The organism is Dyadobacter luticola (assembly GCF_005860805.1).
GTDB lineage: Bacteria > Bacteroidota > Bacteroidia > Cytophagales > Spirosomataceae > Dyadobacter > Dyadobacter luticola.
The window spans coordinates 372566-397541 of sequence record NZ_VCEJ01000005.1 but is presented as its reverse complement, the minus strand read 5'-3'; the positions used below and the strand labels follow the sequence as shown (position 1 = coordinate 397541).

Below are 24976 nucleotides of genomic sequence, written 5' to 3'. Positions count from 1 at the left end.
TACAATGCAACTTACTGAAAACCAGCAATATTCAATCCAGGGCATTGATCCGGCTGAACTCATAAACCAATACGGAAGTCCACTTTATGTTTACGATGGCTCCACGATCCGCCGCAAGGTTTCGGAATTGCAGCACGCATTTTCCGGGATTAACATGAAGATCAAATATGCCTGCAAAGCCAATACCAACCTGAGCGTACTGAGATTGATGCGGGAAATCGGTGTGGAGCTGGATGTTGTTTCGCCGGGCGAGCTGGAAATGGGAAAATTGGCAGGTTATGAAGCTAATCAAATCACATTCACCCCCAGCGGTGTACCTTTTCATGAAGTGAAGGCGGCGATTGAAGATGGCGCGATTGTGAATGTGGACAGTATTCCGCTGCTCGAATGGTTTGGACAGGAATATGGCAGCTCAAAACCTTGCCTAATCCGGATCAAACCGAATGTTGCGGCGGGTGGAAATGCTAAAATCATGACGGCGCACGCTGATTCCAAGTTTGGGATTTCCGTTTTACTGCTGGATGAAATTCTGGAAGTTGTCAAAAAATATGACATTAAAATCATCGGACTGCACCAGCATACCGGCTCCGACATTAAAGACGCCGAGCCATTTTTGAAAGTCGCTGATATTCTGTTTGAAACAGCCAAACACTTCCCCGACCTGGAAATCATTGACTTAGGCGGTGGTTTCAAAGTTTCCTACATGCCCGGCGATTCGATCACGGACATGGAATTGCTGGGACGCACGATTTCTGAGAGATTCAAAACTTTTTGCCAGGAATACGGCCGTGAGCTGCAATTGTGGTTTGAGCCGGGTAAATTCCTGGTGAGTGAGTCCGGACTTTTGCTTGCCACCACGACGGTTGTAAAAGAAGACCCCGCGCGAAATTTCGTACACATTGACTCCGGGCTTAATCATTTGATCCGACCGATGATGTATGGTTCCTACCACCATATTCTTAATTTATCCAATCCGGAGGGCGAGTTAAAAACCTATAATGTAGTGGGTTACATTTGTGAAACCGACACTTTTGCTTCCGACCGCGAGCTGCCGCAGGTTCGCAAAGGCGACATTCTCGGATTTTTGAATGCGGGTGCTTACGGTTTTTCGATGAGCTCCAACTATAACGCAAGATTAAGACCGGCGGAAGTTTTGGTAGATAACGGTCAGGCCAAACTGGTCAGAAGAAGAGAGACCTTGGAAGACCTGCTCAAAACGCAAACGGATCTTTAAGAAACAGCATAACTTTAAAGAAAAGCTGCGCCAGCAAACGGGACGCAGCTTTTTTTGTGGTTTATCAGAAGACAAATTCGTACACTTTTGCTCCAATACATTGCCATTTTGTCCTGGATATTGCGGTTTTACAGATTTTAATGTCAAAATTTCCGATTCGTGTTTGCGGCACATGTTTTTGGTAAAAAAAGTATCATTAACAAAGACATCAAAGCCGTGAACTTTAACCAATATACCATCAAAGCGCAGGAGGTAATTCAGCATGCCGCGCAAATGGTCCAGGGAAATCAGCAGCAAGCGATTGAAACGGGCCACGTGCTGAAATCGATTTTGGAAGAAGACCCGAATACATCGACTTTTCTTCTTAACAAGCTGAATATCAATCCCGATATTCTGAATACCCGTTTGCAAAAAATCCTGGACGGTTATCCGCGCGTAAGCGGCGGCCAGCCCTACCTGGGCAATGATATGGCAGCAGCCAGTGGAAAAGCGCAAACTTACCTGAAAGAATTCGGTGACGAATTCGTCAGCATCGAGCTCCTTTTGTTAGGGATTTTGAGCGGGAAAGATTCCACAGCGAGCCTTATGAAAGAGCTCGGTTTTAAGGAAAAAGAATTGATTAATGCTATCAAAGAACTTAGAGGAAAAAATAACCCTGTGAAAGATCAAAATGCGGAAGCTAAATATCGCTCTCTGGAACGATACAGCAAGAATTTAAATGAACTGGCCAAAGCCGGGAAAATCGACCCGGTGATCGGCCGCGACGAAGAAATCAGGCGGGTATTGCAGATTTTGAGCCGTCGTACCAAGAACAACCCGATACTTTTAGGCGAACCTGGTGTAGGTAAAACTGCAATCGTCGAAGGTTTAGCCCAAAGGATTGTTCAGGGTGACGTTCCCGAAAACCTGAAATCCAAAACCATCGTATCGCTTGACCTTGGACTTTTGATCGCCGGTGCGAAATATAAAGGTGAATTTGAAGAGCGCCTGAAAGCGGTCATCAAGGAAGTGACCGACTCGGAAGGCGAGATCGTCCTTTTTATTGACGAGATACATACATTGATCGGTGCCGGTGGTGGTGGCGAGAGCGCGATGGACGCGGCAAACTTGCTGAAACCTGCCCTGGCGAGAGGTGAATTGCACGCGATCGGCGCGACGACATTGAAAGAGTATCAAAAGTATGTTGAGAAAGACAAAGCTTTGGAGCGTCGCTTCCAGTCGGTGATGGTCGATGAGCCCAACATTCCCGACGCGATCAGCATTCTTCGTGGTATCAAGGAAAAATATGAGCTGCACCACGGCGTGCGGATCCAGGATGATGCGGTGATTGCTGCTGTGGAGCTTTCTAACCGGTATATCAGTGACCGTTTTCTGCCCGACAAGGCCATTGACCTGATGGACGAAGCGGCTTCGAAGCTGAGACTGGAAATGGACAGCGTACCCGAAGAACTGGACGAACTGAACCGCCGCATTATGCAGTTGGAAATTGAACGTGAGGCGATTAGAAGGGAAAATAATAAGGATAAGGAAACTGTGCTCAACAAGGAAATCGCTGATATGAGCGAGGAACGCAACACTTTGAGAGCGCAGTGGGAAAATGAAAAAGGCAAGGTCAACGAAGTACGCGCGCTGAAAGAGCAAAGCGAGCAGCTGCGTCTCGAAGCTGAGCAAGCCGAGCGTGCAGGTGATTTCGGAAAAGTGGCCGAGATAAGATATGGCCGCATTCCGGAAGTGCAGCAAAAATTGACCGAATTGCAAAACTCTGAAAATGAGCAGAGTCTGATGCAGGAAGAAATCACGCCGGAAGACATTGCCGAGGTGGTTGCCAAATGGACCGGTATACCCGTAAGCAAAATGCTGCAAAGTGATCGTGAGAAACTGTTGCAACTGGAAGAACATCTGCATCAGCGTGTAGCCGGTCAGAATGAGGCGATTGAAGTAGTTTCCGACGCAGTACGCCGCAGCCGGGCTGGTTTGCAGGATTCGAAGAGACCGATTGGCAGCTTTCTTTTCCTGGGCCCTACCGGGGTTGGTAAAACCGAATTGGCAAAAACATTGGCAGAATATCTCTTCAATGACGAGAATGCGATGGTGCGGATCGATATGAGCGAGTACCAGGAGCGCCACGCCGTAAGCCGTCTGGTGGGAGCGCCTCCGGGATATGTCGGTTATGATGAAGGCGGCCAGTTAACCGAAGCCGTCCGCAGGAAACCATACAGTGTAATTTTGCTGGATGAAATTGAAAAAGGTCACCCGGATGTCTGGAACATTCTGTTGCAAGTGCTCGACGAAGGCCGGTTAACTGATAACAAAGGTCGCGTTGCGAATTTCAAAAACACGATCATTATCATGACCTCCAACATTGGCAGCCACATTATCCAGGAAAAATTTGCCGAAGACGAAGGCTGGAACCATACACTAGTAGTTGAGGAAGCGAAACAGGCGGTACTGGATCTGCTGAAAGCCTCGGTAAGGCCGGAGTTCTTGAACAGGATCGATGAAATCGTTTTGTTTGAGCCACTTAGCCTGAAAAATATCCGCAAAATCGTGGATATCCAGTTCAAGGGAATTCAGAAAATGCTGCATGAGCAAGGCATTACCCTGGACGCGACCGATGAAGCCTTGAATAAATTGGGCGAAGATGGTTTCGATCCGGCATTCGGTGCCCGTCCTTTGAAACGCGTTTTGCAAAGACGGATCCTGAATGAGCTGTCCAAAGGTATCCTTAGCGGCCAGGTCGCGAAGGACGCGGTGATTATGATGGAGCTAAATTCCCGGGGCGATCTGATCTTCGAGAACGTCGGCGGTGTTGAGATTTAAATCTGGAAATAATTATAAAACGAGCGAGCGGCTGAAAAGTCGCTCGTTTTTGTTTGGTCAAATTCCCCACTTTTTGAGATCACCCCAAATTCGAGGTTCACGATCAGCATTCCTCAAAAACGTATATTGCTTAATGCATAAAGGCACACTGGCATAATTTTTGTACAATTATATGTCTAAATAATCTAACCCTTAGATAAAAGAAAACATGATGAGCTCATCATTAAATGCAGTAAAAGTGGCAATACTGGTTGCCGATGGATTTGAGCAGGTAGAAATGTGCTGCCCCAGAAAAGTCCTAAATGAGAACGGAGCGACAACGCATTTGATTTCACCAAACAAAGACAATGTGCGGGGCTGGAATCATCTGGATTGGGGTGAGAAATTCAAAGTAGATGTACCGCTCAATATGGCGCGACCTGAGTATTATGACGCTTTACTGCTGCCAGGCGGCGTGATGGGTATGGATGCGTTGCGGATGAACCAATACGCGGTCGATTTTGTAAAATCTTTTTTTCTATCGGGAAAACCTGTGGCGGCGATATGCCACGGACCACAGATTCTGATCGATGCTGATGTAATCATTGGACGGACTTTAACTTCCTATTCCTCCATCAAACACGATCTGGAAAATGCCGGGGCCATTTGGGTGGATCAGGAAGTGGTTACCAATAATGGACTGGTGACAAGCCGTACTACCGACGACCTTTCAGCATTCGCCAATAGCATGATCAAAGAATTTAATATGGAACTGCATCATTAGCAGCAAGAAACGAAACACTTATCAACAAACTAAAAAGCATCCCGCCGCACGGGATGCTTTTTTTATTTCCATTTACCGCCAAAGTTGTAATCTTTGCCAATTCACCAGCCACATTGCCAATGCCCGCCGTTTCTCTTCAAGACGTTTCCGTTCGCAAATACGATTCCATTGTTTTATCAAACATCAGCTGGGACATTCACCCCGGCGAAAACTGGGCGATTATCGGCCCGAATGGATCGGGAAAGACGGTAATGCTCGAAATGCTGGCGGGAAAATGGCCGATACTCTCCGGAAAGCTGATTTACGATTCTCAAAAACCAGTTCGTGATATGGTGGAGCTGGTTTCCAATGACTATTCTTTCAACCGGATTGTCAGTGCCGGGGCCGAGTATTATCAGCAGCGTTTCCATGCTTACGAAGCCGAGCGCGCGCCGTCGGTCAGGTCAATTTTGACCAACCAGTTGAAGCCTGTCGGTACGGTGAATGATAACTCGGTGATGCTGGAACCCTCCAAAATTTCGGAGGAAAATTTGCTGCGGGTTTCAGACTTACTCTCTATTACACATTTGCTCGACCATCCTTTTGTAACGCTTTCAAATGGCGAAACCCGGCGGATGTTACTGGCAAAGTCGCTGCTGAAAAATCCGGAAATGCTTTTGTTGGACAATGCTTTCAGCGGCCTGGATGTACATTCTCGCGAAGTACTCAGGAATGCATTAAGTCAACTTTCTGCCAGCGGCGTGACAATCATCATGGCGACTACGGCTACCGAAATTCCCCCGTGCATCACGCACGTGATGGAACTGGAAGCCGGAAAAATCGCGAAAGTTTCCAAAATCGAAGATTTCAAAGCGAAGGCTGAGGCGGTGCATTTACCAAAACCCGATCCTGCTGCGCTGGAACATTTCGGTCTGCCAAATTTTATGGATTTTAAATTCGCGCTCGATTTGCGGAACATTCAAGTGAAATACCACGACCAGCTGATCCTGGATCACGTAAACTGGAAAATCGCGAAAGGTGAAAAATGGGCTTTATCCGGCCCGAATGGTTCCGGAAAGTCGACATTATTGAGCATTATCACGGCAGATAATCCGCAGCGTTTCGCCAATGATTTTGATTTATTTGATCAAAAAAGGGGAGGCAAAGGCGCGTCTATCTGGGATATCAAGCAAAAAATCGGGCACGTCTCGCCCGAGCTGCATTTATATTTTCCAAGAAATACGCCGGTTTTCAAAACCATTGCATCCGGCTTTTTCGACGCGACCGGGGTTTTCTTTAAGAAGCTTACTGACATTCAAATTGAACGTGTGCACGAGGTGGCCACTTTGCTGCATGTGGCACATTTGAAGGAAAAAGACTTTTCGCAGCTTTCAAAAGGGCAGCAGAGAATGGTACTGCTGGCGCGGGCGCTCGTCAAAAATCCGCCGCTGCTGATTCTGGACGAACCATGTCAGGGACTTGATGTTGAGTCGATTGAGTATTTCAAATCCGTCGTGGACGCGATCTGCAACACTTCCGAGCGGACATTGATCTACGTTTCACATTATCCCCACGAAATCCCCAGCTGCGTCACACGGTTTCTGAAACTGGAAAAAGGCCGAGTCTTATAAAACTGATCTTTACTTCCCAGCTTTTTTCAAATCCATCACAATCGAAAGTGAGCTGCTACCAAAACCCGGCACATACTGCGCGCGTCCATAAATGATATCAAACCGCTTGATTTTCAATGCCGCGCCAAAAGAAAATCCGGCCAATGCCGCTTTGTTGGTAAGTCGTAATTCCTGCCGACGTAAGTGATCATAACCCAGCATCAGACGAAATTTCGGGTGGAGCAATGCTTCGATGCCTAGCGCCAGATGTCGGCCCAATTTTTCGGCAATACCTACTTTTTTAGGCAGCTTATTACCACTGATATCATAAGTATAAAACAATGCGGGATCATTGTAAACCATATCAAAACGGTTTAAATGATGCGCCGTGGCCGAAAAACGGAGCGGCATATACTTCGGCTTCACAGTCGCTCCTACCCGCACATCCAGCGGCAATGTGGGCGTAGTGGCACCCACATAATTCTGTTTCAAAAACCCGATATTCTTAACTGCAAAACCAACCGTCAGATCCTCTTTTGGATGCCTGAAAACCGCGCCCCAGTCAAAAGCCAGCCCCCAAATATGGTAAGCCTCCACCGACGCACCGACCAACTTAAATGTCCCGCCCACTGAAAACGCGCCGATCTGATGCCCATACCCCGCCGATAACCCATAATCCGCCGCCCGAAATTCCCCGATCACATTCCCGGCATCATCCGTCTCGACCATCGTACCATAATTGAGGTATTGCAAACCTGCCGCCCAGACGCCGCTGGTTTTTCTAAACTCATTTGCATACGCCAGGTTAACAAATTTGGTATCAGCCAGATAAGGCATCAGGTTCGCCGAGACACGATCCGTTTTTGAGCTGTCGAGTAATGCAGGATTTTGAAAAAAAAGTCCGGGATCATTGCCAGGCGTGGTCAGATGATAAGAGCCGAGCGCGGTGCTTTGGGCTTGTGCGGGAAGTTGCAGAAAGTCGAGCTTACTCCTGCCGCCGGTAGCTTGCGCCTGCACAGAATGTGCGTGATTCAGGAAGATAAAAGCCGCTACAAACGCCCACAAGCCGATCTGCCTCATAAGAATGTGATAATTTCCCGAATCAGTAAAATGACGCTATATTTATAAACTGTTCAAAACAAAAGTAACCATATCGGCCCGTATTACATGGAATCAGTTTCTGCTGCCAGTTTGAAAAAGGAATTTTTAGATAAAAAAAATGCGGAAGCCGATTTGGGCGGAGGTGAGAAAAGGACAGAGGCACAGCATCAAAAAGGCAAATTGACGGCGAGGGAGCGGATTTCAGTTTTGATCGACGACGGTACGTTTGAAGAAATCGGCAAGTTTGTCCTGCATCGCAGCAAGGATTTTGGTTTGGACAAAGAACATTACCTCGGCGATGGCGTGGTGACGGGTTATGGTAAAATCAACGGCCGGATCGTCTACGTTTTTGCGCAGGATTTTACGGTTTTCGGCGGCTCGCTCTCGGAAACTCATGCTGAGAAAATCTGCCGGCTGATGGATCTTGCCATGAAAAACGGCGCCCCGATCATTGGGTTGAATGATTCCGGCGGCGCGCGGATCCAGGAAGGCGTCGTGTCGCTGGCAGGCTATGCCGATATTTTTTACAAAAACACATTGGCCTCGGGCGTAATTCCGCAGATATCTGCTGTGATGGGCCCTTGCGCAGGTGGCGCAGTGTATTCTCCTGCAATCACCGACTTCATCTTAATGGTCGAAAATACGAGTTATATGTTCGTGACCGGCCCGAATGTGGTCAAAACCGTCACCCACGAAGAGGTAACCTCCGAGGAACTGGGCGGCGCGATGACCCACGCAACAAAATCCGGTGTGACGCATTTTGTTTCTGCTAATGAGGTTGAATGTCTTTTAAATATCAAAAACCTACTGAGCTACATTCCGCAAAACTGCGAGGATGACGCCCCCAGATATCCCTACACATTAGCCGACGAATCCAGGCCTTCATTGAACAACATTCTCCCTGAAAGTACCAACCAGCCGTACGATATGCGGGAAGTTATTCTCGAACTGACTGATAGTGAAAGCTTTTTCGAGGTTCACCAACATTTCGCCGAGAACATTGTGGTCGGTTTTGCAAGAATTGCCGGGCGGAGTATCGGCATTGTGGCCAACCAGCCCGCGGTTTTAGCCGGGGTGCTCGACATTCACGCGAGCCAGAAAGCCGCAAGATTTGTCCGTTTTTGTGATTCCTTCAATGTGCCGCTGCTGGTTCTGGAAGATGTACCCGGATTTTTACCCGGCACCGATCAGGAGTGGAATGCCATCATTACCAATGGTGCCAAGCTGCTTTACGCATTCTGCGAGGCCACCGTCCCGCGTATCACGGTGATTACCCGGAAAGCTTACGGCGGCGCTTATGATGTGATGAATTCCAAACACATTGGTGCGGATATGAATTTCGCGTGGCCGAGCGCCGAGATTGCGGTGATGGGCGCGAGTGGCGCGGCTGAGATTATTTTTAAAAGAGAAATTGCCCAGGCTGAAAATCCGCACGAAAAGTTGCAGGAAAAAATTCAGGAGTACACCGAAAAATTTGCCAATCCCTATCGCGCCGCGCACCGGGGTTATGTCGACGAAGTGATTTATCCGGAACAAACCCGCGAAAAGCTGATCCGCGCATTTGAAATGCTGGAAAACAAGGTGGACGTGCTTCCCAGGAAAAAGCACGGCAACATTCCGCTCTGAGAAATCCGCTTTTAGGAATGATTCGTGAAATGTTGTTTCATTCCAAAGTAAATATGCAAATCCTTGCGTGTACGAACCCGGTACTTTGCTACATTCTAATTATTGTGATAATTTCACAAGCTTCAAACAGTAAAATTTAATTTCCTAAACCACTCAATCAATGAAAGAAAAGAGAGGCACGTCCGCGTCCAGGCGAAACTTTATCAAAGGTTCACTGGCGACGCTCGCCACATTTTCCATTGTGCCCCGCCACGTTCTCGGCAAAGGCTACCTCGCTCCCAGTGACCAGCTCACAAAAGCCATCGTCGGCACCGGCTCCATGGGCCGCGGCCACATTCCTTACGCCGGTACCAAAGTGGTGGCCTTGTGCGACGTTGATAAAAAACACCTTGAAATCGCGTCCGGTATGGTGGAAAAAGGAGTGAAAACCTTTTCCGATTATCGTGAAGTAATCCAGCTTCCGGAAGTGGACATTGTGCACGTAGCAACTCCCCCACATTGGCACGGTATCATCGCCGCCGACGCAGCCCGCGCCGGAAAAGATGTGTGGTGCGAAAAACCGATGACCCGCACGATTGGTGAAGGAAAGCGCCTGGTCGAAGCGGTGCAGCAGCATGGAAGGATTTTCAGATTGAATACCTGGTTCAGGTTTGAAGATAATTTTTACGGGATGAAAACGCCTGTAAAACCGATTAAAAAGCTGGTACAGAGCGGCTTGCTGGGCTGGCCTTTGAAAGTAACCGTGAGCAAGCATACCGGTTTTGACTGGAAATTTTATTGGGTTGGGAAAACAAATAATGCGCCGATGCCGGTCCCTGCTGAGCTGGATTACGAAATGTGGCTCGGCCCCGCACCATACAAACCGTATAGCGAGCACCGAGTTCACCAAACTTTCCGTGGTTATTGGGACTACGATGGCGGCGGTCTGGGAGATATGGGACAACATTACCTCGATCCGATCCAGTATTTTCTTGGAAAAGACGATACCAGTCCTGTTAGCGTGGAAGTAGACGCCCCTCAGCAACATACCGAAGCCGTAGGTACCTGGCGGAGAATTACTTATACTTATGCCGACGGTTGCCAGATTGTTCTGGACGGCGAGGCAAAAGATGAAAAAGTAGCTTATATAGAAGGTCCCAAAGGAAAGTTGTACCCGAATTTCAAATCTGACATTCCCGATCTGGAAAAGAAACTGGCCGCATTTCCTGACCCGGAACCGCAGGTAACTGACTTTGTAGATGCTGTGAAAAACCGTAAGAAGTTCGCCTTGAACGAAGAAAACGGCCACCGCTCCTGCACGATTGTAAACCTGGGACTCGCCGCATTGCGACTCGGACGCTCTTTAAAATTTGATCCTGAAAAACAGGAATTCATTGACGACGAAGGCGCTAACCGCCTGATCAACCAGCCCATGCGTGGCCCCTGGACGATTTAAAAGAAAATGAAAACCAGTTTATTCAAATCAAAAAACTACATGAAGAAGACATTATATACCATCGCGGCGTCGCTGCTTTTTACCTGGCAGGTCCAGGCGCAGACAGATGCCTCCCTGACGAATAAAATTGAAGTTCTGTTTTCAAAGCTACCTTCTGAGAATGAATCTGTTTTGAAAAAAAATATGGAAACCTTGGAACAGCTCGGCAAGCCCGGGTTGGTACAAATTGCATCCATGCTGAAACCGCTTGGAAAAGGCGATAACACCAAGGTTCAGTACGCAATCGGCGGATTTACCTACTATGCCTCGCAGGCCGGAAAGGAAACCGCACGTAAAAATGCCGCCGACGCTTACGCGGAAGCATTGGGCAATGTGAATGATCCCGACAGCAAAAATTTCCTGATCTACCAGTTACAAACCGTCGGAAAAGATGAGTCGGTGGACATTTTAAAATCCTATCTAACCGACGAACGACTTTCTGGACCGGCTGCACGTGCATTATCACGCATTGGCTCGCCAGCTGCCGGAGCTGCATTGTTACAGGCGCTGGGCTCGGCAAAAGGATCCGTGCAAATTGCGATCACGGAAGCATTAGGTGGAAGCCGCTACAAAGAAGCAGCTTCGGCGATTGAAAAAACGGCCACCAGCGAAGAGCTTCTCCTGCGCAAAGTAAGCCTTTTTGCTTTGTCGGAAATCGGTGCGCCAACTTCGGAACCGATTTTACTGGCGGCTGCGCAAAAGGCAAAGTACGGGTACGATGAAGCAGACGCGACGGCTGTGTATCTCAAATATCTGGGTCGCCTGGCTGAAAATGGAAATGCTGCCACATCTGAAAAAGCTGCCCTGGCCCTCATAGCCGCTGCGACGGACCCGAAGCAGACTTCCACCAAATCATCTGCCCTGAAAATTTACTCAGATATTAAAAAACGTGAATCGGTGCCGGTACTCGTCGCTGCGATGAACAATGATGATGCACAATACCGTGCAGCAGCATTGAAATTAGGGCAAAAATATTTGATGGCGGATGGAACCCGACCTTGGCTGGCTGCGATCAAAAAAGCCAATCCTGTGACGCAGGCTGAGATTATTACCATGCTCGGCTGGGCGGGATCGCAGGACGCACTACCCGAGATCACCAAATTGCTGAAATCGAAGGATACCAAAGTAAAAACGGCGGCGATCTGGGCTACCGGAAAAATCGGGCAGGGAAGCAGCATTCCGGCTCTGATTGCGGTTTTGAAAACGGCTAATGTTGAGGAAGCGGCTGCGGTGAAAAGCAGCCTGCTTACCATTAAAGGGAATAATTTAACAGATCAACTCGCTGCAGCATTGCCAGGCTTGCCCCCTGCCGGACAAGCTGCTGTGATCGATGTTTTGGGCGCCCGTCAAGCAAGTTCAAAGTTGCCAGCAGTTTGGGCTTTGCTTAAAAGTGCAAACCCGGAAGTAAAAAAATCGGCTTTCGATGCACTTAAATCATTGACTACGAACAAAGATCTGCCCCAACTTTTCACGCTTTTGAATTCTACCACTTTGCCGGAAGAAATTGCCGCTGTGCAAAAAGCGGTTGCGGTCAATCTGAAAGAATCGGGTAATGCCAGCGCGCAGACGGATTTGATCCTGAAACAAATGCAGGCCGCACCAGCGGATAAGCAGGCAAATTACCTGCCGATTTTCGCCAGCATTGGTGATAAAAAAGCATTGAATACAGTTGTTTCCGCTTACAATACTGGCAGTGCATCGATTCAAAAAGGTGCAATTACTGCCTTATCTGCGTGGAATGATGGCAGCGCAGCGAATGACCTGATGATGATCGCAAAAAAATCGACGGATGCGGATGATTTCAATGCGGCGCTGACCGGTTATATGGCGGCGGCTTCCAAATCGGCCAAAACACCGGCGATCAAAGTGATCATGCTGCGTGAAGCGATGGCCGTTGCCAAGACGGATGCGCAGAAGGAGGCGGTTTTGAAAGAGCTGGCAAAATACCGGACATTCAATGCATTGCTTTTTGCAGGAAAATATCTGGATAATGCAGGTACGCAGCAGGCGGCAGCGCAGACAGTATCCAGCATTGCACTTTCCAACAAGAATTTTTATGGCGCTGAGATTAAAGACATTTTGACCAAAGCAGCATCCGTATTGAATGGCAAAGACGGTGAGATGCAGAAAGAAGCGCTCCGCAAACATTTGGCGGCGCTTCCGGCAGGCGACGGTTTTGTTTCCTTATTTAATGGAAAAGACCTGACCGGCTGGAAAGGTTTGGTGGAAAATCCGATCGCCAGAAGCAAAATGAGCGCAGATACCTTGGCGGCTAAGCAGAAAAAAGCCGACGAAGTAGCCCAAAAAGTCTGGTACGCAAAGGATGGCGAGCTGGTATTTTCAGGTCACGGGGACAACCTTTGTACTGTTAAACCTTACGGCGACTTTGAAATGTATGTCGACTGGAAAATCCAGAAAGACGGCGATGCAGGAATTTATTTGCGTGGCACGCCGCAGGTGCAGATCTGGGATACTTCGCGGGTCGATGTGGGCGCGCAAGTAGGGTCGGGCGGTTTATACAACAACCAGAAAAACCCAAGCAAACCGACCAAACTGGCAGATAATGCGATCGGCGCCTGGAACACATTCCACATTACGATGATCGGCGACCGGGTTTCGGTGGATTTGAATGGAGAAAATGTCGTAGATAATGTGGTTTTAGAAAATTACTGGGACCATAACTTGCCAATCTTCGCTACCGAGCAGCTGGAATTGCAGGCCCACGGAAATCAGATCAACTACCGCGACATTTATGTACGTGAAATTCCAAGACCGGAAACATTCAAACTATCTGATAATGAAAAAAATGAAGGTTTTAAAGTTTTGTTCGACGGTACGAATATGTTTGAGTGGACCGGCAACAAAACGGACTATTTCATCGAAAATGGCGAAATGGTGGTTGATCCGAAAAAGGGCGGCCACGGTAACCTTTATACCAAAGATGAATACAGCGATTTCGATTTCCGTTTTGAATTTCAGCTGACACCCGGCGCAAATAACGGTCTGGGAATCAGGACGCCGATGGAAGGCGACGCGGCTTATGTTGGAACGGAAATCCAGATCCTGGACAATGATGCGGACATTTACAAAGACCTGCACGATTACCAGTACCACGGCTCAGCCTATGGCATTATTCCTGCAAAAAGAGGATTTTTGAAACCGATGGGCGAGTGGAATTATGAAGAGGTGCGCGTGCAGGGTTCGAAAATCAAGGTAACATTAAATGGTACAGTGATCCTGGACGGCGACCTGGCGGAAGCAAGTAGAAACGGGACCGTGGATCATAAAGAACATCCCGGACTTGCCCGTACAACCGGACATTTAGGTTTCCTGGGCCACGGCTCAGAACTGAAATTCAGGAACATTCGCATCAGCGACCTGACCAAAGTGAAAGAAGCCGCACCGGTGGTGACAAACAAAAAGAAAAGTAAAAAGCAGAAATAGCAGATTCAGAAAACCTCGTCTTTCCGGCGAGGTTTTTTTGGCTTTAAATGAGAAGTAGATCAGGTTTAATTCACCTTTGATATTAAATTATAGCCTTAATCCTCAAATTCGCACGAAGCAGTGTTGACGTGTATCAGCTAAAATAAATATATTTATAACCTAAAAATAAAACACAAGGTTTTTCATGGACATTTTTGTTGGGAGTCTTTCTTTTAAGTTAAAAGAAAGCGAATTGCGTGAAGCTTTCGAAAAATTTGGAAAAGTGAGCTCCGCAAAAATTATCATTGACAAGATTACACGTCAAAGCAAAGGTTTCGGGTTTGTTGAAATGCCCGATGAGAGTGAGGCGAGAACGGCGATCAGTTCATTGAACGGCGCAGAAATGTACGGAAGGGCACTTGTTGTCAACGAGTCGCAGAAAAGAGAACCAAGACAGGACGGCGGCAGCAGCGCTCCAAGAGGCGACTTCAAAAGAGAAGGATTCAGCAGACCAAGATCTACCGAAGGCGGTGACTACCGGCCGAGCACCCCTTCAACATCCGCAAATTCCGATGGAGAATCCCGCGGCGGAAGCAGTGACGACAGAGATTCAGGCACGAGCAGCAGCGGTGGCAGCGGTTTCAGCTACGAAAAGCCAAAACCCGACCGGCGTTTCAGCAGCGGCGGACATAGCAATGACCGTAATAACAGCAACAGCTATTCCAATAAACCAAAATCAGATAACCGGTTCGGAAAAAATACCGAGCAGCATAGAAGAGGCGGAGGAGGCTCCAAAAGTAACTGGGGCCGGACGACCGACGACGATGACGACCGGTGGTAAAAAGCATAAAAAAAACCTGTAATCGCTTACAGGTTTTTTTTGTGGCGAATGCTATTTTATGCAGTTGCTTTGACTTTGTTGTCTTTGAAAAACAGGACAAAAAGAACCAATACCACCGCTGCGATACCTGCTGGTACCATCCAGATGCTCGTCCAGTTTTTAACGCCGCCTACGGTGTACATATCGGCTACGATACCCGCCAGCCACGAGCCAATTCCCATCCCAATCCCATAAGTAGCGATCGAAATGAGGCCCTGCGCCGATGAGCGGTACTTTTCACCGGCTTTACTGTCCGTATATATTTGCCCGGTAACAAAGAAAAAGTCGTAGCAAACGCCGTGCAGAATGATTGCGAGATAGAGTAAGTATTCGCTGTTTGAATCTCCGTAACCAAAGCCGATAAAACGGATAATCCAGGCAATCAGACCAATAACCAGCATCCATTTCACGCCCAGGCGGCTGAATGCCAGCGGGATCAGCAACATAAATACGACTTCGGAAGCCTGCCCCAGTGACATTTTGTTTTCAACATTGGTCATACCCGAATCCGTCAGCGAAGGGTTGGCCATCGCATAATAGAATGATAGAGGAATGCAGATCAGGAGAGAGGAAATGAAGAAAATGGCGAAAGAGCGGTCACGGAAAAGTTTGAAAGCGTCCAAACCGAGAATGTCCGAGAAGGAAGATTTTGTACTTGGTTTCGGAGGCGTGTTTGGCAAAAAGAAAGAATAAACACCTAACAATGCGGAAACGACCATGGATATTTTGAAGATCATAACACTATCCCCAAATCCGTAGTAGCCGATAATGTTGGAAACAACGATCCAGGAAACGGTCCCCATTACGCGGATGGCAGGAAAATCCTTCTCAGAATTGGTTACCTGCTGCATGGCGATGGACGTAGTAAGTGACATCATCGGTGCGAAAGAGATACAGTACAGGAGAATAACCCCGAAGAAATTGTCGGCATCGGTGATTCCCGAAAGAATGTAAAGCAGCACCGCACCGATCAAACTCAGTACGCCGAGTACTTTCTGCGCGGCGAAATAGCGGTCGGCAATCATTCCGACAAAAAATGGCGCGATGATCTGCGCGATGGAAAAAGCCGCATACGCATTCCCCACCTGCGTGCCGGTAGCGTGGAGTGCGGTAAACATATACTTGCTCATTTGCCCGTACCACGACCCCCATATAAAATAGAGGAGAAACATCATGGCCATCAATTGAAAACGCGTTGAATTGTTCATAAAAGGAGTAGGTAATTTATTGGGTTACTAAAAGGTGAAATGTCATTTTTTGATCAATCGCTGGAATTCATTCAGTTTCAAAAGCGCTTCAATCGGCGATAATGTGTTCACATCGATCAACGAAAGTTTTTCTTTTAGCTCTTCCAGTTTGGGATCGGCGGGTTCGAAAATGCTGAGCTGAAAATTGTTTTTCGGTACTTCCTTCACACGTTTTTTGTGGTCCTGGGTCACGTGGTCTTTTTCTAAATGATGCATGATTTCACTGGCACGGAGCACAATCGGCTGCGGCATACCGGCGATCTGCGCCACGTGTATCCCGAAGCTGTGCGCACTGCCGCCGGGTTTCAGCTTCCGCAGGAAGATCACTTTGTTGTCCACTTCCTTTACGGCCACATTGAAGTTTTTGATGCGCGGAAAATCCTCGGCGAGCTGGTTCAGCTCGTGGTAATGTGTGGCAAAAAGTGTTTTGGGCTTGTAGGAATGCTGGTTATGCAGATATTCTGTAATCGCCCAGGCGATAGAAACACCGTCGTAAGTACTGGTTCCGCGACCAATTTCGTCCATCAAAACCAAGCTGCGGTCGCTCAGGTTATTGAGAATGCTGGCGGTTTCGGTCATTTCAACCATGAATGTACTTTCGCCCCGGCTCAGGTTGTCGCTCGCCCCTACCCTCGTAAAGATTTTGTCCACCAAACCAATCGACGCCGACTTTGCCGGAACATAACTGCCCATTTGCGCCATCAAAACGATCAGCGCAGTTTGTCGCAACAATGCTGACTTACCAGCCATGTTTGGCCCGGTGATGATGATAATCTGCTGCGTCAAATCATCCAGATAAAGATCATTCGGAACATAACTTTCACCGATCGGAAGCTGCTGCTCGATCACCGGGTGACGTCCGTCCTTGATATCCAGCTCTTTACCCTCGGTGATAACGGGCTTAATGTAATTGTTTTTCCGGGCAGTGATTGCAAAAGAGCTCAATGCATCGAGCGTAGATATGATCACTGCATTTTGCTGGATGGTACCAACATATTCCGCCGCCGTCAGGATCAGCTCGCTAAAAATCCGGTATTCAATCGCCGATATCTTATCTTCGGCATTCATGATTTTTTCTTCGTATTCTTTCAGTTCCGGGGTAATGTACCGCTCCGCATTCACCAATGTCTGCTTCCTGATCCAGTCAGAGGGTACCTTATTCTGATGCGCATGCGTCACTTCGAGGTAATATCCGAAAACCTTATTGTAGGCAATTTTCAAAGATCCGATACCGGTCCGCTCTATTTCCCGGTTTTGCAGTTTCAAAAGATAATCTTTCCCCTCGTAAGAAATCGCGTGAAGCTCGTCCAACTCCGCATTCACGCCGCTTTTGACCATCCTGCCCTGATTCGAAAGCACCGGCGCATCTTCCCGCAGTTCATTTTCAATTTTATCAATCAAAAAACTGCATGGATTGAGCTGATCGGCATATTTACCTAAAATAGCGAGTGCAGGCTGCCGTGTCGCGCCTTCCGATTTTCCGACTTTGGCCTCCTCTTCTTCCAAAAGTTTGGATAAAATATCTTTGATCGGCCCGATCTGTTTCAGCGATTTTTTCAACTGAACCAGTTCCCTCGGATTAATCCGCCGCACAGCTACTTTGGAAATCAATCTTTCCAGGTCACCGATTTGTTTGAGGTACTGTACAACCGATTCGTGCTGGTCTTCGTGGTTGATAAAATGTTCAACTGTATTCAGCCGCTCCTCGATCGGCAGTTTTTCTTTTAAAGGCAAAACCATCCATTTCCGCAGCATCCGCGCACCCATCGGGGTCACAGTCTGATCGAGAATCTGGATCAGCGGCACACCGCCTTCCTGTTGAGGATATACGAGTTCCAGGTTGCGGACCGTGAACCTGTCGAGCCACACATATTTTTCCTCCTCCAACCGCGTAATGCGACCGATGTGGGCGATTTCCTTGTGCTCGGTTTCTCGCAGGTAATGTAATATCACACCTGCCGCGACGATGCCCAGCGGCAAAGCCTCTATGCCGTAACCTTTTAATGTGGTAGTCTGGAAATGTGTGATCAACTGCTCGTAGCCATAATCGAAGCCAAAGCACCAGTCTTCCAGATGAAATGTGTGGTATTTACCGCCAAAAAGCTGGTTAAATTCCTGCTTGTGTTTTTTACAATAAAGTACCTCCGACGGCGAAAACCCTTGGAGCATTTTGTCGACGTAAGCGGCATTTCCCTGCGAAGTCATAAACTCGCCGGTTGAAATATCCAGAAAAGCGACTCCGTAAGTATCGCCTTCTCCTACGTGCACCGCAGCCAGGTAGTTATTCTTGCGGATATCCAGAACATTATCATTGTAAGATACGCCCGGCGTTACCAGCTCGGTTACCCCGCGTTTGACAATGCCTTTTGCCATGGCAGGATCTTCCAGCTGGTCGCAAATAGCAACGCGCTCGCCTGCGCGGACGAGTTTTGGAAGATAATTATCAAGAGAATGATGTGGAAAACCGGCAAGCTCTTCGTGCGCGCCGCCATTGTTCCGGCGGGTGAGTACAATGCCCAGAATTTTGGAAGCCCGGATCGCATCCTCGCCAAAAGTTTCGTAGAAATCCCCAACCCTGAAAAGCAGCAATGCGCCCGGGTATTTTGCTTTAATCTGATTGTATTGTTTGTTAAGCGGGGTTTCTTTGAATGCCTTTGCCAATTAGAAGCTCATTTTTAGACGCGGCGGCCGCGCCGGGTATTTACAAAATTAACCCTAATCGGCGGTTTGGCAAGAGTGTAGGAAGGTTTTGTAGTCTCCCGGCGAAGGTCATCCGAGGAATCGCCGGGCTTCACCGGCCGTAACTTCCCATACGTCCCCCGGATTAGGAAAATCACCCATTTTATCAGCCAAAGAAATTTTCCCGATCGACCAGCGCACAAGCCGCAATGTAGGAAAGCCGACCGCCGCTGTCATGCGCCGTACCTGCCGGTTTTTGCCTTCGTGCAAGGTGAGAGAAAGCCAGGAAGTTGGGATATTTTTTCGAAAACGGATCGGCGGATTTCGCTCAGGCAATGTTGGTTCTTCGATCAATGTTGCCTTCGCGGGCAATGTCGTATACTTTTTCCCGTCAATCGAAATCTGGACGCCTGTGTTCAAACGCTCACAAGCATCCGCATTGATTTCGCCTTCTACCTGCACAAAATAAGTCCGCGTATGTTTATTACGCGGTTCAAGCAGTTTGGTTTTGAGAGAATTATCATTGGTCAGAAGCAGCAACCCTTCACTATCTGCATCCAGCCGCCCGACAGGATAAATGTCTTTTGCAAACTGAAAATTCAGATCCGCTAATGTCTGATGCTCCCCCTCGCGGGAAAATTGCGAGAGCATTCCGAAGGGTTTGTAGGTAAGGTAGTATTGGTGCAAGAAAAAATAATTAAGGTCAGACTTGCTTCATGATAGAACCTAAATCCAACGTAAAGCCTGGAAGAATTGGCTCGCCTGGAAGTAGAATGTCCAAATTATCATAAATGACAATCGATTGACCAGGTTCAAATACATAAACTTTTTTGTCAAACCGATCAATCAACCAACCCAATTTTGCCCCATTAGCGACATACTCATTCATTTTATCAAGAAGATAATTCAACTCGTCGGACTTAGATCTGATTTCAATGACAAAATCAGGACATATGGGCGCAAATTTTTCCTGCTCCTCTTCGGTTAATGCCTCCCAACGACCCTCTTTTATCCAGGATATATCCGGAGAACGTACTGCTCCATTAGGTAATGTGAATCCTGTCGAAGAATCGAAAACTACCCCCAAATGATTTTCCTTATTCCAAATCCCCAGTTCAATCAAAACTTTTGAACTAAAACCCCCTGTAAATGATCCTGTTGGTGACATAAGTATAATATTTCCATGCGAGTCCCTTTCGAACTCTAGTGTGTCGTTCATTTGGCAAAACTGAAAGAATTCATCCTCACTCATCAGGTCACCCATTTTCAAAGTCACTGGCATTTCAATGTTCATAACTCAGTTTTGATCTCCGTTTAAACCAAAAATACAAAATTTATACCTTAATCTCCACCATTACCGGGCAATGATCCGAGTGCACGGCGTCGTTGAATTGTTTACTGGCGATAATGCGATCGGTTAATGTGTCGGTGACGGAAATGTAGTCGATGCGCCAGCCTTTGTTGTTGGCGCGGGCGCCGGCGCGGTAGGTCCACCAGGAGTATTCACGGAGACTGGGATTTTTGAAACGGAAGGCGTCGGTGTAGCCGTTTGCAAACCACTTTGTCATCCAGGCGCGCTCTTCGGGTAAAAAGCCGGATGATTTTTTATTGCGTACCGGGTCATGAATGTCTATTTCCGTGTGCGCAATGTTATAATCACCGCAAATGATTAGGTTCGGGCGGGTTTTGCGAAGTTCAGATGCCCATTCGTAGAAGTCTTCAAGAAATTTAAACTTGACCGCCTGCCGGATTTCTCCGCTCGTACCCGATGGAAAATAACAGTTCAGCAAGGTAATGTCACCAAAATCAGCACGTAAAATGCGGCCTTCCATGTCATAAGCCGGGATCGCACAGCCAGCAGTAACCAGGTCAGGTTTTATTTTTGAGAAAATTGCCACGCCGCTGTAACCCTTTTTTTCGGCAGCATGCCAGCCGATCAGCTCATAACCCAGCGCTTCAAAACCCGACAAATCGACCACATCGGGTGTTGCTTTTACTTCCTGAAAGCAGAGGATATCAGCTTGATTTGTTGCCAGCCATCCGATCAATCCGTTTTTGATAGCGGCGCGGATACCATTCAGGTTGTAGGTCAGAATTTGCATTTCAGGGAGGATTGAATGTTATAAAACAACGCGTTTTCCTGCGGGAATGGCTTTCCACGACGCAGCAGCACTTCCCGGATATAGTATCCAGACATCATAATTTCCAGCCGGGACTTTTGATTTAAAAAGACCATAAGCCGCTGTATTACTGTAATAGGATTGCGTTTTCAGAAAATCTGCGACAGTCGCAGGCTGCGGCACGGCGGGCAAAACAAAAGTGATTTTAGGAGAACGAAAAACAAAATAGGCAGGCTTTAAATTGTCTTTCCCCTCCAATTTAAACCGGTAATACTTCGCCGGAACATTGTTTTCTGTATTTCTGGAATGTGATCGGGCTGAGAAATTTCCTTGAAGAACTGTGCTTCTATCGGCTGTTTCGCGGATCAGGTTTTGCTGGTCAGGTAATGTCAGAAATTGATAAAAATGGCTTAATCCTTCTTTTTCAACTGAGTTAATGAGGTCGCGCATTCGCGTCGGGTGGTTCCAGAATGGGATATCGCCGAAGTTATCGCCCGCCGTCAGGAATGTTTTATAGTTTTTCCAGAAATAGCTGTCAATCACCAGATCATCATGCATTTTTCTGATCTGAACAATTGATAAATAATAACTTACGAAATTGAGCGAGACAAAAACCGACATTCCGAGCATGACCGCGGCTTTTCGCAGGTATTTGTAATCCTTCAATAAAATCACCACGCAAACGTAAAAAACCGCCAGCAGGGCAATCCCGAAAATCATGTACCGTCGGGAAAAAATATTGCCGCCATACATTAAGTATGTACTCAGCGGCCTGCTGATCACGAACATTGCACCGGTCCCCATCATAAACATCATAGCGCCCCACAGAAACCAGTCGCTCCAAACCAGTTTCTTTTTAATCAAAATCCGGGTTACCCAGGCTAAAAACAAGGCCATGATCGCCGCGCCCAGCAGCACGCACCAGATCAGATCCGGATAAAAACTTGGGGTTAAAGGGTGCCTTAGGTCCAGGAAAAGCGCATTTCCCCAGAAACCGAAAACAAATATGAGGTTATAAAGCGGGTGCGTCCAGGCCTTCTCGCCGGTGGACGGGATCATGTAGTAGTCGAACAAAAAATAGAAGCAGATCACCGCAACCAATGCTGCAACCCAGCCTGCGAGCAGCTTATAACGCTTTTGAAAAAGCAATAAAATCGCCCCGATGATCCAGGTAAGTAGCCCGCTGCCGCTGGTAAATGTGGTCAGCAATGCAGCAATAACACTAATATAAAATCCTTTTTGATCGTTGCGGCTGATGCCGTACGCAGTCAGAAATGCGAAGAAAATGAGCGGGGTGTTTTGCAGCGCGGCTATGCCCCAGTAGGCATTTTCCCAGTAAACCAAGTTAAAAATAACATAGGGTACCGGGATGAAATAGTACCAAGAAATGTGCTCTTTTTTGAAACTCCTGAACAAAAACCAAGCGATACCGAGCAGAAACAGATCGCCTAAAATGATCTGCGTTTTAATGTTGACCGTGCCCGTAAAAAGCACCATGATCAGCATGACGATCCGCTCAAATGCGAACCGATGCTGGTTTACCTGCTCAAAAAGGATTTTTACGCCCGTAGTAAAATCAGGCGCGTGCCGGAACTTGTAAATGGTTTCCAGCAAATTAAAATCGTCGGTGTAAGGAATGTTGACGACGTGCGCATCGAGCAGGATAAAAAAATAAACAACCGGCACCACGATCAGCCCGATTCCGGACCATTTTCGTGTGGGTACCAGTTGTTTAAAAAAGAAACTTGTGGAAAAAAATATCAGAAGGACAACGACCAGCCCAAAGTATTCAAATAAATGTGGGTTTTCTAAAAATAGCTTCAAAATCAGGCGGTATAGTTATCATTCGATGCGGCCAGGTTACCGCGCACCGGTAATCATTTGGCTGGTGATCTCTTTTTCGAAAGTAATGTAGCCGGGGTAGTTGATCTGCTTGCCCGCCACATCCAGCGTCGGCCGTACTTTCACGACAAATTTTGTAGGCTTAGCGTCTGATTTTCCGGACAGCGACATGATCAGATTTACAAACTGATCGCGCGTTTTATCATTGGTGATCAACTGATAAGCATTGGCACTCAATTTTACAGGAACCCGCGTGCTGCCTGTGCCAGGCATCACTTCGATCAGCTGGCTCAGATAACCATTAAAAATCTCACTCTCCGACAATAACACTTTGTATTCCAGCTGGTTGATCGCCGCACGTTTTTTAGTCGGATTCGTAATGTCCACATTCACCCGCAAATCCAGCGGCACATTTTTCTTCAAAAGCCCCATCGCCAGTCCCGGATATCTCACCAGGTCAAAATCGTTGAAACTTTTAATATTCTTGAATTCCCTCACGTCGATCCCGGCAATAAAAACACTGTCGACGGACGCAATATCGTATTTACAATCGCCAAAAACCTTGGCTTCGGATACCTGACGTCCCACGCCGCAGCCGCTCAAAACCACCACAGCAAGCAGGATTATGGCAATCCCAATGTTCTTTTTCATTCCTGATTATTTTTCGCAAGTTAAACACTAGGTATCAGAACGCATACTGTGTTTTCGGATTATTAGTTTGCCCCAATATTTTTTGCATGCGTTGGGGCCAGCGTCTACATTTGCAGACTTTATTCAAAAACACAAAAATCTATGGCAAGCTGGTATTTAGGAAAGATCAGGTATCAAAAAGAGGACGAAGCGGGAAGCCTCAAAACGATTAATGAGGTGTATCTGGTTGATGCTGTTTCTTATACGGAATCGGAAGCGAGACTGTACAAGCAGATCGTGACGGGTGCCAGCGATTTCAGCGTGACGAGTATTACGAGAATGCGGCTCGCGGATTTGTTTGCCTACGAAGAGGGCGAGCAGTGGTTCAAGGCAAAAGTGATTTATTTTTCGGTGGACGAAAAAAGCGGGAAGGAAAAGAAAATCGTCAATTATATGCTGGTGAATGCCGACGGTATCCAGCAGGCGCTCGACCGGATCAACGAAAGTATGCGCAACTTTTTGATCCCCTACGAAACGACCGATATTAACCTGACGCCAATTTTGGACGTTTTCCCATACCAATCTGAGGAAGAAGCAGAGCCTGAAATTCCGGCTAATATGCGTCCGCTTGCCGAGGTGAAGGCGGAGCGGGCGGCTTCTGAGGCTTTACCTGCCGAGGCTGCAACTGCGTAAAAGGATGCAACTGTATAAATAAGAAGGCCGGTTTCAATGTGAAGCCGGCCTTCTTTTTATTCTAATTTCAATACTGTATAACCTTTTGTAATTGCTGTGAAAGGTTCTTTTACAATGTCAGTCAGTTTCAGCACCAGGTCTTTTGAATTGATTTCAGAAAGCAGCTGATTCGCTGTCAATAAATGCATATAATCAAATGTAACCGGCAGGCTGACAGCACTTTCTACAAATTCGATCCCGTAAAGCGGGTAAACACTGAAAGGTGTTTTTGTAAGCCAGATTTTGTCTTTGTTATCGGAAGTAGCGTAGCTCAAATCGTATTCCAGGCTTTCCATGCCGAAATCGACTCTCTTGTTACCAGTCGGGATGGCGTAGGTTTCAAAATCCGATTTTTGCTGGGCTTTGGTCTCGGCGTCAGGCTTTAATTCTTTCACTACTTCATTGATCCGCACTTTTTTGCCGCCGTCAGTGCCGCAGAAAATGTATTTACCGTCCGGAAAACCGATCACAAAATCGAATGTTTTTCCGCCCTGCCCAAAGCTCGATTCCTTTCTGAAACACATTGCGCCGGTCACCGGGTCAATGTACACTTTCAGCTGGCCGCTGGTTTTGTCTGCTTTGTTTTGATAGTCAAAAACCAGCGCGTGACTGAAGTAATATTGGCCAACCGCAGGTTTCCACTGGGTTGCGCGCTGCTTATCGGGGACGATTTTTCCACTCACCTGAGCGAATGTGGATTGTGATAATGTGGCTGCGGTGATGGCAAGAAATAAAAATAGTAGGTTCTTTTTCATAATCTGTTCAACTTAAAAACGGGTGCAATCTAAAACACCGGGAGCTAAATTCTAGGTAAGA

The 24976-nt window shown here is 47.3% G+C and carries 18 protein-coding genes; 9 read left to right on the top strand and 9 right to left on the bottom strand.

Annotated features, from left to right (window positions below):
• Nucleotides 1–4 precede the first annotated feature (4 nt).
• The 4 genes from lysA to FEN17_RS20660 all read left to right on the top strand — a co-directional run bounded on the left by lysA (nucleotide 5) and on the right by FEN17_RS20660 (nucleotide 6427).
• Complete coding sequence (gene lysA / locus FEN17_RS20675; RefSeq protein ID WP_138367290.1) at nucleotides 5–1234, top strand: diaminopimelate decarboxylase; 1230 nt, start codon at nucleotides 5–7, stop codon at nucleotides 1232–1234.
• 216 nt (nucleotides 1235–1450) lie between these two features.
• On the top strand, nucleotides 1451–4054 hold the full coding sequence (clpB, locus tag FEN17_RS20670; protein ID WP_138367890.1) for an ATP-dependent chaperone ClpB: 2604 nt from the start codon (nucleotides 1451–1453) through the stop codon (nucleotides 4052–4054).
• A 211-nt stretch (nucleotides 4055–4265) separates the two neighbouring features.
• On the top strand, nucleotides 4266–4817 hold the full coding sequence (locus FEN17_RS20665) for a type 1 glutamine amidotransferase domain-containing protein (RefSeq protein WP_138367889.1): 552 nt from the start codon (nucleotides 4266–4268) through the stop codon (nucleotides 4815–4817).
• Nucleotides 4818–4870: 53 nt separating this feature from the next.
• Nucleotides 4871–6427, top strand: coding sequence for an ATP-binding cassette domain-containing protein (locus FEN17_RS20660; RefSeq protein ID WP_229208923.1), 1557 nt, complete (start codon nucleotides 4871–4873; stop codon nucleotides 6425–6427).
• Nucleotides 6428–6436: 9 nt separating this feature from the next.
• On the opposite strand, the gene porQ is transcribed toward FEN17_RS20660, so the two are convergent.
• Nucleotides 6437–7486, bottom strand: coding sequence for a type IX secretion system protein PorQ (gene porQ / locus FEN17_RS20655; protein ID WP_138367289.1), 1050 nt, complete (start codon nucleotides 7484–7486; stop codon nucleotides 6437–6439).
• Nucleotides 7487–7573: 87 nt separating this feature from the next.
• On the opposite strand from porQ, the gene FEN17_RS20650 reads away from it, so the two are divergent.
• The 4 genes from FEN17_RS20650 to rbp all read left to right on the top strand — a co-directional run bounded on the left by FEN17_RS20650 (nucleotide 7574) and on the right by rbp (nucleotide 14871).
• Nucleotides 7574–9133: an acyl-CoA carboxylase subunit beta gene (locus tag FEN17_RS20650; protein WP_138367288.1), complete on the top strand. Its 1560-nt coding sequence runs from the start codon at nucleotides 7574–7576 to the stop codon at nucleotides 9131–9133.
• Nucleotides 9134–9293: 160 nt separating this feature from the next.
• Complete coding sequence (locus tag FEN17_RS20645) at nucleotides 9294–10568, top strand: Gfo/Idh/MocA family oxidoreductase (protein ID WP_138367287.1); 1275 nt, start codon at nucleotides 9294–9296, stop codon at nucleotides 10566–10568.
• A 39-nt stretch (nucleotides 10569–10607) separates the two neighbouring features.
• Nucleotides 10608–14051: a DUF1080 domain-containing protein gene (locus FEN17_RS20640; RefSeq protein WP_138367286.1), complete on the top strand. Its 3444-nt coding sequence runs from the start codon at nucleotides 10608–10610 to the stop codon at nucleotides 14049–14051.
• A 184-nt stretch (nucleotides 14052–14235) separates the two neighbouring features.
• A complete protein-coding gene (rbp, locus tag FEN17_RS20635; RefSeq protein ID WP_138367285.1) occupies nucleotides 14236–14871 on the top strand; it encodes an RNA-binding regulator in 636 nt (211 codons plus the stop codon).
• A 56-nt stretch (nucleotides 14872–14927) separates the two neighbouring features.
• On the opposite strand, the gene FEN17_RS20630 is transcribed toward rbp, so the two are convergent.
• The 7 genes from FEN17_RS20630 to FEN17_RS20600 form a co-directional block, all read right to left on the bottom strand.
• Complete coding sequence (locus tag FEN17_RS20630; RefSeq protein ID WP_138367284.1) at nucleotides 14928–16118, bottom strand: nucleoside permease; 1191 nt, start codon at nucleotides 16116–16118, stop codon at nucleotides 14928–14930.
• Nucleotides 16119–16160: 42 nt separating this feature from the next.
• Nucleotides 16161–18818: a DNA mismatch repair protein MutS gene (gene mutS, locus FEN17_RS20625; RefSeq protein ID WP_138367283.1), complete on the bottom strand. Its 2658-nt coding sequence runs from the start codon at nucleotides 18816–18818 to the stop codon at nucleotides 16161–16163.
• Nucleotides 18819–18926: 108 nt separating this feature from the next.
• Entirely contained in the window at nucleotides 18927–19523 is a 597-nt protein-coding gene (locus FEN17_RS20620; RefSeq protein WP_138367282.1) for a pseudouridine synthase, read from the bottom strand.
• 16 nt (nucleotides 19524–19539) lie between these two features.
• Nucleotides 19540–20130, bottom strand: coding sequence for a Uma2 family endonuclease (locus tag FEN17_RS20615; RefSeq protein ID WP_138367281.1), 591 nt, complete (start codon nucleotides 20128–20130; stop codon nucleotides 19540–19542).
• A 40-nt stretch (nucleotides 20131–20170) separates the two neighbouring features.
• A complete protein-coding gene (locus tag FEN17_RS20610; protein WP_138367280.1) occupies nucleotides 20171–20938 on the bottom strand; it encodes an exodeoxyribonuclease III in 768 nt (255 codons plus the stop codon).
• Between the two features lie 18 nt (nucleotides 20939–20956).
• Nucleotides 20957–22780 carry a hypothetical protein gene (locus FEN17_RS20605; RefSeq protein WP_229208922.1) on the bottom strand — a complete coding sequence of 608 codons (1824 nt, stop codon included), beginning with the start codon at nucleotides 22778–22780 and terminating at the stop codon, nucleotides 20957–20959.
• Nucleotides 22781–22816: 36 nt separating this feature from the next.
• A complete protein-coding gene (locus tag FEN17_RS20600; protein WP_138367279.1) occupies nucleotides 22817–23449 on the bottom strand; it encodes a hypothetical protein in 633 nt (210 codons plus the stop codon).
• Between the two features lie 141 nt (nucleotides 23450–23590).
• Here FEN17_RS20600 and FEN17_RS20595 point away from each other — a divergent pair, with 141 nt between their 5' ends.
• Nucleotides 23591–24121: a DUF4494 domain-containing protein gene (locus FEN17_RS20595; RefSeq protein WP_138367278.1), complete on the top strand. Its 531-nt coding sequence runs from the start codon at nucleotides 23591–23593 to the stop codon at nucleotides 24119–24121.
• A 56-nt stretch (nucleotides 24122–24177) separates the two neighbouring features.
• On the opposite strand, the gene FEN17_RS20590 is transcribed toward FEN17_RS20595, so the two are convergent.
• Nucleotides 24178–24915, bottom strand: a complete 738-nt coding sequence (locus FEN17_RS20590; protein ID WP_138367277.1) for a hypothetical protein — start codon at nucleotides 24913–24915, stop codon at nucleotides 24178–24180.
• Nucleotides 24916–24976: the final 61 nt, after the last annotated feature.